This window comes from Pseudomonas sp. ICMP 460, from assembly GCF_002723595.1.
GTDB classification, from domain to species: Bacteria; Pseudomonadota; Gammaproteobacteria; order Pseudomonadales; family Pseudomonadaceae; genus Aquipseudomonas; species Aquipseudomonas kitaguniensis.
The window spans coordinates 46,344-59,223 of record NZ_LKBR01000002.1 but is presented as its reverse complement, the minus strand read 5'-3'; the positions used below and the strand labels follow the sequence as shown (position 1 = coordinate 59,223).

General features: G+C 60.9%; 13 protein-coding genes. 7 read left to right on the top strand and 6 right to left on the bottom strand.

All coding sequences use genetic code 11. The annotated features are described in order from the left end of the window. Window positions 1–46: 46 nt before the first annotated feature. Window positions 47–931, bottom strand: a complete 885-nt coding sequence (locus AO240_RS02525; RefSeq protein WP_099235045.1) for a cation diffusion facilitator family transporter — start codon at window positions 929–931, stop codon at window positions 47–49. Window positions 932–940: 9 nt separating this feature from the next. Then, on the bottom strand, window positions 941–1,360 hold the full coding sequence (locus AO240_RS02520) for a hypothetical protein (RefSeq protein ID WP_058413854.1): 420 nt from the start codon (window positions 1,358–1,360) through the stop codon (window positions 941–943). Window positions 1,361–1,640: 280 nt separating this feature from the next. Here AO240_RS02520 and hrpB point away from each other — a divergent pair, with 280 nt between their 5' ends. Continuing rightward, entirely contained in the window at window positions 1,641–4,151 is a 2,511-nt protein-coding gene (gene hrpB / locus AO240_RS02515) for an ATP-dependent helicase HrpB (protein WP_099235044.1), read from the top strand. Window positions 4,152–4,182: 31 nt separating this feature from the next. Here hrpB and AO240_RS02510 read toward each other — a convergent pair whose 3' ends face one another. Both AO240_RS02510 and AO240_RS02505 read right to left on the bottom strand, forming a co-directional pair. Continuing rightward, window positions 4,183–5,271 (bottom strand): endonuclease/exonuclease/phosphatase family protein, encoded by a 1,089-nt coding sequence (locus AO240_RS02510; RefSeq protein ID WP_099235043.1) that lies wholly within the window; start codon window positions 5,269–5,271, stop codon window positions 4,183–4,185. 40 nt (window positions 5,272–5,311) lie between these two features. Then, window positions 5,312–5,971, bottom strand: coding sequence for a YciC family protein (locus AO240_RS02505; protein ID WP_099235130.1), 660 nt, complete (start codon window positions 5,969–5,971; stop codon window positions 5,312–5,314). A 180-nt stretch (window positions 5,972–6,151) separates the two neighbouring features. Between AO240_RS02505 and AO240_RS02500 the strand changes: the two genes are divergently transcribed. The 3 genes from AO240_RS02500 (at window position 6,152) to AO240_RS02490 (ending at window position 8,164) form a co-directional block, all read left to right on the top strand. After that, window positions 6,152–6,904, top strand: a complete 753-nt coding sequence (locus AO240_RS02500) for a DUF2076 domain-containing protein (RefSeq protein ID WP_099235042.1) — start codon at window positions 6,152–6,154, stop codon at window positions 6,902–6,904. A gap of 129 nt (window positions 6,905–7,033) precedes the next feature. After that, on the top strand, window positions 7,034–7,510 hold the full coding sequence (locus AO240_RS02495) for an NYN domain-containing protein (protein WP_099235041.1): 477 nt from the start codon (window positions 7,034–7,036) through the stop codon (window positions 7,508–7,510). 42 nt (window positions 7,511–7,552) lie between these two features. Continuing rightward, on the top strand, window positions 7,553–8,164 hold the full coding sequence (locus tag AO240_RS02490) for a PolC-type DNA polymerase III (RefSeq protein WP_099235040.1): 612 nt from the start codon (window positions 7,553–7,555) through the stop codon (window positions 8,162–8,164). 155 nt (window positions 8,165–8,319) lie between these two features. On the opposite strand, the gene AO240_RS02485 is transcribed toward AO240_RS02490, so the two are convergent. Both AO240_RS02485 and AO240_RS02480 read right to left on the bottom strand, forming a co-directional pair. Continuing rightward, window positions 8,320–8,616, bottom strand: a complete 297-nt coding sequence (locus AO240_RS02485; RefSeq protein ID WP_099235039.1) for a DUF3077 domain-containing protein — start codon at window positions 8,614–8,616, stop codon at window positions 8,320–8,322. Window positions 8,617–9,079: 463 nt separating this feature from the next. Further along, complete coding sequence (locus tag AO240_RS02480; protein WP_099235038.1) at window positions 9,080–9,541, bottom strand: Lrp/AsnC family transcriptional regulator; 462 nt, start codon at window positions 9,539–9,541, stop codon at window positions 9,080–9,082. Window positions 9,542–9,701: 160 nt separating this feature from the next. Between AO240_RS02480 and yedA the strand changes: the two genes are divergently transcribed. The 3 genes from yedA (at window position 9,702) to AO240_RS02465 (ending at window position 12,702) form a co-directional block, all read left to right on the top strand. Then, window positions 9,702–10,598 carry a drug/metabolite exporter YedA gene (yedA, locus tag AO240_RS02475; RefSeq protein WP_099235037.1) on the top strand — a complete coding sequence of 299 codons (897 nt, stop codon included), beginning with the start codon at window positions 9,702–9,704 and terminating at the stop codon, window positions 10,596–10,598. A gap of 48 nt (window positions 10,599–10,646) precedes the next feature. Next, window positions 10,647–11,981, top strand: a complete 1,335-nt coding sequence (locus AO240_RS02470; RefSeq protein ID WP_058413865.1) for a DEAD/DEAH box helicase — start codon at window positions 10,647–10,649, stop codon at window positions 11,979–11,981. Between the two features lie 235 nt (window positions 11,982–12,216). Beyond that, window positions 12,217–12,702: a hypothetical protein gene (locus AO240_RS02465; protein WP_099235036.1), complete on the top strand. Its 486-nt coding sequence runs from the start codon at window positions 12,217–12,219 to the stop codon at window positions 12,700–12,702. Window positions 12,703–12,880 lie beyond the last annotated feature (178 nt).

Sequence of the window (12,880 nt, the reverse complement as noted above, 5' to 3'; positions counted from 1 at the left end):
ACCGCGCACGGCTTGAGCTTGTGGCTTGTAGCTTGCCGCTTGCCGCTTAAAGGCTGCCGCTATCGGCAGGGTCGGCGTGCACCAGCACTTCGGCGCGCGGGTAGGCTTGGTGAATTGCATCGGCGGCTTGGTCGCTGATGCCGTGGGCGACTGACAGCGTCAATTCCCCTGGCAGTTCCAGGTGCAACTGCACAAACCAGTGGCTGCCGGAAATACGCGTGCGCAAATCATGCGCACCCAACACACCCGGCACGCCACGCGCCAACTCCAGCATATGCTGGCTGACATCCGGCGGCAGTTCCTCGTCCATCAGCACCGCGAAGCTTTCGCGGGCTATCTGCACCGCGCTCCACAAGATGTAGGCGGCAATCCCCAAGCCGAACCACGCATCCACCTGATTGAAGCCAAAACCCGCCAACACCAACGCCACCAGAATGCTGCCGTTAAGCATCAAGTCCGAGCGGTAGTGCAGCGAGTCCGCGCGCACCGCGTTGGAGCCGGTTTCGCGGATCACGCGGTGTTGCAGCATCAGCAACGCAACCGTCAGCACCAGTGAAAACACGATCACGCCGATGCTCAGCCATGGCGCGCCCACCGGCTCCGGGTGCTGCAAGCGCTGATACGCCTGGAACGCGATCAGCACCGCACTGCCGCCGATAAACAGCGCCTGCGCCATGCCCGACAGCGATTCCGCCTTGCCATGCCCATACCGATGATCGTCATCGGCTGGGCGCAGCGCGTAATGCACCGCGAGCAAATTCAGCAGCGACGTTACGCCGTCGAGCAGTGAGTCGGTCAAGCCTGCAAGCATGCTCACCGAGCCGCTGAGCCACCACGCGATAGCCTTGGTGATGATCAACGCACAGGCCACGCCGACCGACGCGCGGGTGGCCAGGCGCAAAAGCTTGGCGTGTTCGGGACTGGTGGTCATGGGCGGTCCTTAGGCAGCAGGTTGCAGGCCCAGGGAAGCAAGTTGTTGCACGCTGCCCTTGAACTGAATCATACGAGGGTCGTCCAGCGGCAAGGTACGGCCGGTTTCCTTCTGGATGATGCTTTGCAGCTTGGCGTTATCGACCTTGCCGTCGGCGCCGATGGCTTCGTGGAGTTTTTCAGGGGCGACTTGGGCGGTCTTGCCCGGCTCGAAATAGATCGCGCCGGTGGCGAAGTCGACGCCGAACGCGATCAGCCCCGGGATCACATAGAACAGCAGGCCTACGGCATCGAGCACGGCAATCGCCGGGTCGATCTTGCCGTCGATCTGGCCACGGCGGTCCGGGTAGAAAATCGAACCGCAGGCCGTCAGTTGGCTCAGCAGGGTAACGGCGAGAACACCGCCGATGACACGGGAAGCGATACGCATGGAAGTTCTCCTGAAGGGGTGACTAAAAGCAGCGAGTCTACAAGACGCCGATGTTCAAATGTGCAAGCACGCTGGTTTGGGAGATGTGCTTGTGTGGGAGCGGGCTTGCTCGCGATAGCGGTGTATCAGTCAACACCTGTAGTGAATGACACGCCGCCATCGCGAGCAAGCCTGCTCCCACCGTTGACTGGGTTCACAGTTCAAGCCAGTTGTGTTTTTGAGACCACCACCGGCGTCCGGCAGTTCGCCGTTATACTCGCGGCTCTGCTTTGGAGCCAGTATGAATTTGTTGCCCATCGATGATGTTTTACCCGCCCTGCGTGACGCCTTGGCGAATCGCCATGAAGCCGTGCTCGAAGCGCCGCCCGGCGCCGGTAAAACCACCCGCGTACCGTTGGCATTGTTGAACGAGCCCTGGCTGGCGGGGCAAACCATCCTGATGCTCGAACCCCGGCGCCTCGCCGCGCGTGCCGCCGCCGAACGCCTGGCCAGTGAGCTGGGTGAAAAGGTTGGCGAAACCGTGGGCTATCGCATTCGCCTCGACAGCAAAGTCGGCCCCAACACGCGCATTGAAGTGGTCACCGAAGGCATCCTCACTCGCCGCCTGCAAGATGACCCGGCGCTGGAGGGCGTGGGCTTGCTGATTTTTGACGAGTTCCACGAGCGCAGCCTCGACGCCGACCTGGCGCTGGCCCTCAGCCTCAACGGTCGCGACTTGTTTCGCGATGAACAGCCGCTGAAAATCCTGCTGATGTCGGCCACCCTTGAAGGCGAACGCCTTGCCGCGTTGCTTGGCAATGCGCCGATCCTGCGCAGCGAAGGGCGCATGTTCCCGGTGCAGATGCGCTGGGGGCGGCCGTACCAGGCCGGTGAATTTATCGAGCCGCGCGTGGTGCAAACCGTCCTCGAAGCGCTGCATGACGAGACCGGCAGCGTGTTGGTGTTTCTGCCGGGGCAGGCCGAAATTCGCCGGGTTAATCAACAGTTGGCCGAGGCCCTCGGTGATCGCAGTGACGTGTTGTTGTGCCCGCTGCACGGCGAACTCGACCTGAATGCCCAGCGCGCCGCCATCGACCCGGCGCCCACCGGCAAACGTAAAGTGGTGCTGGCCACCAACATCGCCGAGACCAGCCTGACCATCAATGGCGTGCGCGTGGTGATCGACGCCGGGCTGGCGCGGGTGCCGCGTTTTGACCCTGGCAGCGGCATGACCCGCCTCGACACTCAGCGTATTTCCCGCGCCAGCGCCACCCAGCGCGCCGGTCGGGCAGGGCGCCTGGAACCGGGCGTGTGTTATCGGCTGTGGTCCGAGGACCAACACGAAGGCTTGGCCGCCTATGGCAGCGCGGAAATTCTCGCCGCCGACCTCGCAGGCCTGGCCTTGCAACTGGCGCGCTGGGGCGTCACGCCTGCGCAACTGGTGTGGATGGACGTGCCGCCGACCGCCGCGTATGCACAGGCGCAGGATTTGCTGGTGCGCCTCGGTGCTTTAAATGAACACACCTTGACCGCGCATGGCCAAAAAATGGCCGAGCTGCCGGCGCATCCGCGTATCGCGCATTTGCTGCTGCGTGGTCAGGATTTGGGGCTGGCGGCCACTGCCTGTGATGTCGCCGCGCTGTTGGGTGAGCGCGATATTTTACGCGGCGGCGGCGCCGATTTGCACAGCCGGTTGGCGCTGCTGTCCGGCGAAGAACGGGCGCGCGGCGCGCAAGGTGGGGTGCAGCGGGCCAAGCAATTGGCGCGGCAATATCGCGGCTATTTAAGGGGCAAGGCGACGCAACCGGTGGCCGACCCCGACCACCCGCGCTGGCTCGGCGCGCTGCTGGCGCTGGCCTACCCAGACCGTGTGGCCCAGCAACGGCGCCCCGCTGGCGCCGAATATCGCCTGGCCAACGGCCGCGCCGCGCTGTTCGCCGAGGCCGACAGCCTGATGAAACAAGCCTGGCTGGTGATCGCCGACCTCGGCAGTCGGCAGGGCCAGCGCGAAGAACGCATCTACCTCGCGGCGGACTTTGACCCTGCGCTGTTCGACAGCGTACTCGCCGAGCAAGTGCGCAACGTCGACCAGTTGGACTGGGATGAGCGCGAGGGCGTACTGCGCGCCGAGCGCCAGCGCAAAGTCGGCGAACTGGTACTCAGCCGCGAGCCACTGACCGGCCTCGACGAAGCCGCGCGCAGCCAGGCGTTGGTCAACCTGGTGCGCCGCAAAGGCCTGGAACTGCTGCCCTGGACGCCCGAACTGCGTCAATGGCAAGCCCGAGTGATGCTGCTGCGCCAGCTTGATGTTGGTAAAACCAGCGAATGGCCCGACATCAGCGACAACGCCTTGCTCGCCAGCCTCGAACACTGGCTGATGCCCTACTTGGGCAAAGTCTCGCGCCTCAGCCATTTTGCCAACCTGGACATCTCCAGTTTTCTGCACAACCTGTTGCCTTGGCCGCTGCCTCAGCGCCTCGACGAACTTGCGCCGCAGCATGTGAAAGTGCCGTCGGGCTCCTCAGTGCGTTTGGACTACAGCGAGCAGCCGCCGATTCTGGCGGTGCGCCTGCAGGAATTGTTCGGCCTGGCCGACACCCCGCGCATTGCCGGCGGCCGCCAAGTGGTCAAGTTGCACCTGTTGTCACCCGCGCGGCGGCCGGTGCAGGTGACGCAAGACCTGGCGAACTTCTGGCGCAGCACGTATGCCGAGGTGAAGAAGGATTTGAAGGGGCGTTACCCAAAGCATTACTGGCCGGATGACCCGTTGGTGGCGGAAGCGACGGCACGGGCTAAACCGAGAGGTACATGATCGTTCCCACGCTGATCTGGCGATCTGGTGCTTACTGCGCAGCAGGCAGCAGGAACCGTGCAATCACCGGCAAATGGTTGGAGATACGCAATGTGTCCGCCTGCCGCACCTTGGCCTCTACCCGCTTGATACGCGGGCTGTGGAACAGGTAATCCAGCGTGCGATCCGGGCCGGCCAGGCTCGGGTCGTTGGGGAAGTGCGTCAGCCACTGCTGCCGGTCGATACCGCTGGATTCGTTGTTGCTCGGGATCAGCGGGTATTTATCCCAGAGCAGGTGCAGTTCGCTGTCCGGCGAATACGCGCTGCGCTTGTTGGCGTCCAGGCGCAGGAATTGCCCGAGGGGCAGCAGGTTGAAGTCGCCGCCGATCAGCCAGGGCGTGCCACGGCCTTCGAATTTATCGAGCAATTTCACCGTGGTTTTAACCTGTTCCAGTACCGCTGAGCGCCCAGGCGCACCGCCATCCAGGCGGGTGTTGAGCACCGCCAGTTGGCCGCCGTCGCTTAACGGCAGGTAGGTCAACAGCAAGGCGGGTTTGGGCTGGAACTGGCGGCTGATGAAGTCGGTCGAGGCGACGGGCAGTTGCAGGCGTTCGGCATGTTCGATCTGGTAGCGGCTCAGCGTCGCCAGTTTGCGCCCCACACTGCCGAAGATGTGCAGGTCGGGTACCAGGTCGGCTTTCCAGTCGTAGGTTTGGGCGCTGCACGGGTAGAGGTCGGCGAGGCGTTCTTGCAACAGGGCCAGCTGGTCCTGGTAGTGCGAGCGTTTGGCGTTGTTGTCGAGTTCCTGCAGCAGCAGGATGTCGGGTTGTTCGTCGCGGATTACCCGCGCCACTTCATCCAGGCTGGCAGCCATGTCTTCGACAGTGGGCCGCTCGTCCGGGCCTTTACCGTCGGTGGTGTCGTACCAGAACACGTAGTTTTTGCCGGCCAGGTATTGCACGTTCCAGGTCATGACCTTGAGCGCCTGCCCCGGCAGCAATGTCGGCGCACGCGGCGCGACGCAGCTCACGGGCAAGGTTTGCTGGTCGGCCGGGCGCCAGGTCAGGCTATAGACCACAACCATCAGCAGGGCCGCGATAATCAGCAGGCTCAACAGGGTGATGCGCAATAAACGGGTCATCGGCTCGGCTTATAGCGTGTCAGAGGTGGCAGCGAGCATATCACCGCGCGTCGGCATCGCCACCGATCAACATGAATAAACGGAACAGGACTACGCTGGTGAACAACTGCAGGAAGCTGTGGGCGCTGTCGATCACCACGCTCAGCAGCGGCGACGGGTCGGGATACGCCGCCACACTCGCGCCTTTAAGCAGCCACAGCGGTGCCATTACACACAGCAGGCACACCAGGATTCGCCAGAAATGCCCACGGGTCAGGCGAAAACTCTCCTTCATCGCTTCCAGCGCCGGCAGGCCGCGCAGCACCAGCAGGTACTCGGCAAACGCCAGCACCACCATCAACCACAGGCCTGGCAGAAAATACAGCGACAAACCGAGCAGAATCAGCAGCGTACTCACGGCCGTGAGCAGGGCGAAGCGTGGCCACAGGGCCAGGGCCATGGCCCATACAGCCTGTGTACGCGGCGACTCGCCACGGGTGCGCGCGTCCAGAAACACGATCAGCGCGCCGGTGTACAGCGGGTACACCAACAGGCCCACCATCACGCTGTAGCCGGGGAATGCATCCGGGCCCAGCGTGTGGTCGAGTACCTGTTGCAGCAGGGCTTCGAGAATCACCAGCGGCAAACACAACTGCACGATGGCGCCCAGGTTGTGCCGGGTAAAACGAAAGGAGTCGCGCAATACGTCTAACGGATTCATCAGGGTCATCACAGGCTTGAAAGCAAGGGCCACACTTTAACCGATCAGGCCCTGGCGTTAGCAAACGTAAACCTTGCGTAAAGACCATTGAAACAAATGGTAACAGCCCCATAACTAGCGCGTAGCCCGCTTGACCACAGGCGGGGCAATGATTTCTACCGGCAATCTAACGAGGTCGCCATGAACAGCGAAGAGCAAACCCTGATCGATGGACTGTTTTCACGGTTGCAACAAGCCGAAACGGACTCAGCCCCGCGCGACGCCCAGGCCGAAGCGCGGATCAAGGAACACATGACTCGCCAACCCGCCGCCGGGTACTACATGACCCAGTCGATCCTGGTGCAGGAACACGCGATCAAAAGCCTCGACGCGCAGAACAAGCAGCAGGCGCAGCAGATCCAGCAACTGCAGGACGAGTTGCAGCAGGCCCGCGCCCAGTCGGCGCAACCGGCGCAAAGCAGCGGCGGGTTCCTGTCGAGCATCTTTGGCGGTGGTTCGCGTGACAGCCAACCGGCACCGAGCGCGCAGGCCCCGGCAGGTGGCGGCTGGCGTGAACCGGCGCGGCCGTCTTTCGGCCAACCTGCGCCCCAGCAACAGAATTACGCTGCGCCGCCGCAGAATTATCAGCAGCCAGCCGCAGCGCCGGTCGGTAGCGGCTTCCTCGGTGGCGCCCTGAAAACCGCTGCCGGCGTGGCGGGTGGCGTGATGTTGGCCGAAGGCATCAGCAGCCTGTTCCATCACAACCAGCAGCCGCAGATCGTTGAAGAAATCATCGAGCAGCCGGCACCCGCCAGCGACCAAGGCAACTGGGGCAATGACGACCAGAAATTTGCCGGCAACGACAACTGGGGCAGCAGCAACACCGACAGCTTCGCGGATAACGATTATGCCGACGACGCCTCATCCTTCGGCGATGACGATTCGTTCGTCTGACACACGCAACGGCCGGGGCGCTTTGTCGCCCCAGGCTGATTTTTCTCGGAAACTCCCCCATGGCTGGCATACTGGCGCCTTTGCGGACCTTCACGTTCGGGGTCCAAACGGCAGCCATGGGGAAGTGCGGTGAAGAAAATTGCGGTGTTCGCCGATGTACAAAACCTCTACTACACCGTGCGCCAGGCCTATGGCTGCCACTTCAACTACGCCGCCCTGTGGGCTGACATCAGCTCGCGCGGGCAAATCGTCGAGGCGTACGCGTACGCCATCGACCGTGGCGACAGCAAGCAACAGCAGTTCCAGCAGATCCTGCGCAACCTGGGTTTTACGGTAAAACTCAAACCCTACATTCAGCGTGCCGACGGCTCGGCCAAGGGCGACTGGGACGTGGGCATCACCCTCGACATCATGGACGCCGCCGACCACGTCGACGAAGTGGTGCTGGCCTCCGGCGACGGCGATTTTGACATGTTGCTCGAACGCATCATCCAAAAGCACGGCGTTGAAGCCATTGCCTACGGCGTGCCGGGGCTGACGGCCAATTCATTGATTCGCGCCGCCAGCCGCTACGTGCCGATCGAAGGCGCGCTGTTGCTTAAATAAGCCCTGCGGCTTGATAAATTGTCAGACGGAGTTGGAACAGGTTTGGAACGTATAGCGGTCATCGACTTTGAAACCACCGGCATCACGCCGAGCAGCCACTGCCGGGCCACGGAAATTGCCGTGGTCATTCTTGAGCGCGGGCACATTGTGGACCGCTACCAGAGCTTGATGAACGCGGGCGTGCGCGTGCCGGGTTTTATCGAACAACTCACCGGAATCAGCAACGCGATGTTGCGCAGCGCGCCACCGGCTGAGCGCGTGATGAACGAGGTGAATGAGTTTGTCGGCGTGACGCCGCTGCTGGCGCACAACGCCGCGTTCGACCAGAAGTTTTGGGATTACGAGCTGGGCTTGATTCGCCGCACCCGCCTGCAAAAATTCGCCTGTTCGCTGCTGCTGGCGCGCCGGTTGATGCCGTCAGCGCCGAACCACAAGCTTGGTACCCTGAACACCTTCGCCCAACTGCCCCACACCGGCAAGGCTCACCGGGCGATGGCGGATGCCGAGATGGCCGCCAACCTCACGGCACACCTGGCCCAGCAACTGCGCGGCACGCATGGCTTGCGTGAACTGTCGCACGACCTGCTGTGCACGTTGCAGAAAGTGCCGGCGGCGAAGATCAATGAGCACCTGAAGAAGCACCGCGGGTTCTGAGCAACGGCACTGTCTCAGGAACACTGAAGATTCAAATGTGGAGATCAAAATGTGGGAGGGGGCTTGCTCCCGATGGCAGTGTGCCAGTCAGCTCATGTTCATCTGACCCACCGCCATCGGGAGCAAGCCCCCTCCCACAGTTATTTATGGGGTGCCTATCGAGGCTGCACACACTCCAACGCTCGATCTACAACTTCCTTCGCCATCCCCACCAAATGCATCACCGCACGCTGCTGCGGGTTCACCACATCACCCAACGAATTTGTCGTCTCCACCGCGCAATGCAGCAAATCGGCCGCATGGGCGAGGGCATCTTCAAAGCTCAGGTTGTCATTCAGCACAAAGTTGGGCGCATCGGGGGCGCAGGCTTTGAGGTAGTAGTCGAGGGCTCGACGATTGAGCAGGGCGTCTTGGCTGAGGAACGTGGGTGGATCGGGGGTAACTTTGACCATGTTGTAACTCCTTCCACTAGGTAAGAAGCTGCAACCATTCGCTTGCACGCGAATTGGGGTGGCAGCAATACGCGGGTGTGCAAGACCAGGGCGGAAGACCCAGCAGGCCCGAAGGCCTCCCGCGCACAGCTGCCATAACATTCAACGAGGACGGTTAGGCTTTTGTACATGATCCACTGGTCGGACTTGCACGTCCGGTCACCGAAAACTCGATGACTGGGCGAGACTAGCGACCTAATCCGGCGGAAACAAGGCCGTGGAATTCTCTAGGAAACTTCCCGCAAATGAAAGGGATCGGTCTTGCTGGCCATTGAAACATCAGGCATTGGGGAGGGTTTTTAAGATTTCCCGAAACAGTCAGTAGGTTGAGTCTGATTCCTGTGTAGGACGCTGCCACTGACGCCCTCGGGCGCACGTCGCACCGCCCCTCGCACATTTTGAATCTGCGCCCGCCAGCGGTAGATCAGCCCCCATTTTTGCCATTGCCCTCCAACTGCCCCAACGGCACTCGCCGCTCTATCGCGCTGGATAAAATAATCGAGGTCTTGCTGAACCCGAACTTTGCGATCCGGTTGATCAGGTTCTCCAGGTCCGGCATCGAGCCCACCGCCGCTTGCATGATCACGCAGGGGTCGCCGGTGACGCGGTGGCATTCGGTCAGCTCGGGAATTTCGGCCAGTGCGTCGTACACCTTCTGGCTGCCGTGGTTGGTCAGGCGCACTTCAATGACGCACTGGATCGGCAACCCGACTTTGGACAGGTCGACCTTGGCCTGATAGCCGGTGATCACGCCGCTGGCCTCAAGCTTGGCCACGCGTTCGGCGACGGCGGGCGCTGAGAGGTTAACCGTGCGCGCGAGTTGCGCGAAGGACGCGCGGCCGTCTTCGAGCAGGGCGCTGAGGAGCATGCGGTCATATTTGTCCATGATAAGGCGCCTGGAATACGTGGCTTTCGAAAGCACGGTTTATAGCGCTCATAACCATGCTTTGAAAAGTGTATGGGCGGTTTAAACAGGTTTTGTAACTTATGTTTAACGGCCGGCCTTTCTAAAATAAGCCTTCCTTCTTCTGCCGCAGAGCTACCCAATGCCAGGCCCACGTCGTTTTCCCTTGCCGTTGATCGCTGCCTTTTTTGCGTTGTATGTGATCTGGGGGTCTACCTACCTGGTGATTCGGATCGGCGTGGAGTACTGGCCGCCGCTGATGCTGGGCGGGATTCGTTTTCTGCTGGCGGGTGTGGCGATGTATGGCTTTTTACGCTGGCGCGGTGCGCCGGCGCCGACCTGGACGCAGTGGAAGGCGGCTGCCAAAATCGGTATTTTGCTGCTGACCTTCGGTAATGGCGCGGTGACGGTGGCCGAACACACGGGGGTTGCTTCCGGTGTGGCCGCGCTGGCGGTGGCGACGGTGCCGTTGTTCACGTTGTTGTGCGGGTATTTCTGGGGGGCACGTAACACCCGCCTGGAGTGGGCCGGGGTGGTGCTGGGGATTATCGGCATTGGCATGCTCAACCTGGGCTCCAACCTGCAATCGAGCCCGACCGGTGCGATGTTGTTGCTGTTTGCTGCCGCTTCCTGGGCGTTCGGCTCGGTGTGGAGCAAACACTTGCCGCTGCCTGCGGGGGCTATGGCCAGTGCGGCGGAAATGATCATCGCCGGGGCCATGCTCTTGCTGGGCAGTGCGCTGACCGGTGAGCGCTTGCACGCCATGCCGCCGCTTGAGGGCTGGCTGGCCCTGGCCTACTTGGCCGTGTTCGGTTCGGTCATCGCGTTTAACGCGTATATGTATTTGCTCAAACATGTGCGCCCGGCCGCCGCGACCAGCTACGCCTACGTGAACCCGGCCGTCGCGGTGTTGTTGGGCATTGTGTTTGTCGGCGAAACCATCGGTATGGAAGAATCCCTGGCAATGCTGGTGATCATCAGCGCGGTGCTGTTGATCAGCCTGCCTCAGTGGCGCAAGCCCAAGCCGGAAATAAGGTAAACTGCGGCGCATTACGGCTTTGCGCTGAATTTTTCCTACGGTAAACACATGACTTTCGCCACTCTTGGCCTGATCGAACCCTTGCTGCGCGCCCTTGAGACGCTTGGCTACCAGACCCCGACGCCGGTGCAGGCGCAAGCGATTCCGGCGGTGCTGGCCGGTCGCGACCTGATGGCTGCGGCCCAAACCGGCACCGGCAAGACCGCTGGTTTCGCCCTGCCGCTCCTGCAATTGCTGACAATGGAAGGGCCGAAAGTCGCCGCCAACTCGGCACGCGCGCTGATCCTGTGCCCGACCCGCGAGCTGGCCGAGCAGGTTCACCAAAGCGTTGCCGAGTACGCACAACACTTGCCGCTGACCACGTATGCGGTGTACGGCGGCGTGAGCATCAACCCGCAGATGATGAAGCTGCGCAAAGGCGTCGACATTTTGGTCGCTACGCCGGGCCGCCTGATCGACCTGTTCCGCCAGAACGCGCTGAAGCTTAATCAGCTGCAAACCCTGGTGCTGGATGAAGCCGACCGCATGCTCGACCTGGGTTTCTCCGAGGAGCTGGCGAACATCTACCGCATGCTGCCGAAAAAGCGCCAGACCTTGTTGTTTTCCGCGACGTTCTCCGATGAAATTCGCCAGCTCGCCGGGCAAATGCTCAACGACCCGCTGACGGTCGAAGTCAGCCCGCGTAACGTGGCCGCCAACACCGTCAAGCAGTGGGTGGTGCCGGTCGACAAGAAGCGCAAGGCCGAGCTGTTTGTGCACCTGATGCGCAAAGGCCGCTGGAAGCAAGTGCTGGTGTTCGCCAAAACCCGCAACGGCGTGGATGCGTTGGTGGATAAGTTGCAAGGCCTGGGCATCAATGCCGATGGCATCCACGGCGACAAGCCACAAGCGACCCGCCAACGTGCGCTGGACCGCTTCAAATCCAGCGATGTGCAGATTCTGGTGGCCACCGACGTGGCGGCGCGTGGGTTGGACATCGAAGACCTGCCGCTGGTGGTCAACTTTGACCTGCCGATCGTGGCCGAGGATTACATCCACCGTATCGGCCGTACGGGCCGGGCGGGCAACACCGGTGAGGCGATCTCGCTGGTGTGCGCCGATGAGGTGAACATGCTGTCGGCCATCGAGATGCTGACGCGTCAGACCTTGACCCGGCACATGGAGCAGGATTTTGAACCGGAGCACCGCGTGCCAGATACCGATGCCAGCGGGCAAGTGGTGAAGAAACCGAAAAAACCGAAGAAGCCTAAAACGTCGGGCGGCGGCGGTAAGCGCAATTTGGGCAAGTGGGTGGACAGCGGGGAAGCGTCGCCGGTGGAACCTTCGATTAAACCTGTGCGTAAAGTGCCTGTTTTTAATACGGGGCCGCGTAAGAAGAAGTAAGCTTTTGTTGATCACTTAAACGTGGCTGAACTGAGTGAGCGGTGCAATGCCGCTTACTCGTCGTGTATAAAGCGTCGCGACGATAGTTTAATAGTTATATAAGTTTATTTATGTCTGCGCGTGTAGACATTTCTAGTCATTATGCACCCTGACCCTATCGGGAACTTAGCGCGTTCGCTTGCCACTGATGTCGTAGACTGGAAAACTAACGATGGACGTGCAGTGAGGGTTTTTTATGGCGGTTGTTCCTATTGCGGTTGTGCTTGCCGGGGTTGTTATATGGGGGAAAGTTGAATCTGATAGCACCCTGGCAAAGGAGAACGATGCGAAGACGTGGAAGACGTTCGAAGTTCGTTTGGACCATGCCTTCAATAAGTATAAGACGCATGAGGCGAAGGGGGAGTTTGCGCAAGCGATCAATGCGCTAAAAGATTATATTGCTTTGAACAGGCAGCGTGGGTCGGTGCCGCCTCAGGACGAGAAGATGTTAGGCAGGATGCTTGATGAGTTGACGTTTAAAGGCCAGGCAAAAGGGCTGGCCCTTAGCCGTGAGTTTAAATCCACCGAGGAACGTTTGAGCGACGATCCTTATGCGCGTGCTGATGCTCACTTTGAGTACATAGAAAAGTTGAAGGTTTCTCTACCTGAAGACGACACTTTCTTACGCAAGGAAGTGGAACATTATGACCGGTTAAATCCTCAGTTTTCCTTATACGATTGATCTCTGGCGCAACGAGCGTTATGGCTCACGCTGAACGGCCACTGAGCTAATGGGTGACCCAAGCGTTTTCCTGTCTCGGTGCGTTGGCTAGAGGCACCGGCATAGGTGTTATTGCTTGATCCAGGTATTTCCTGTATTCGCGGAAAACGGGATAAAAAGCGCCCGATGCCAAATGCGC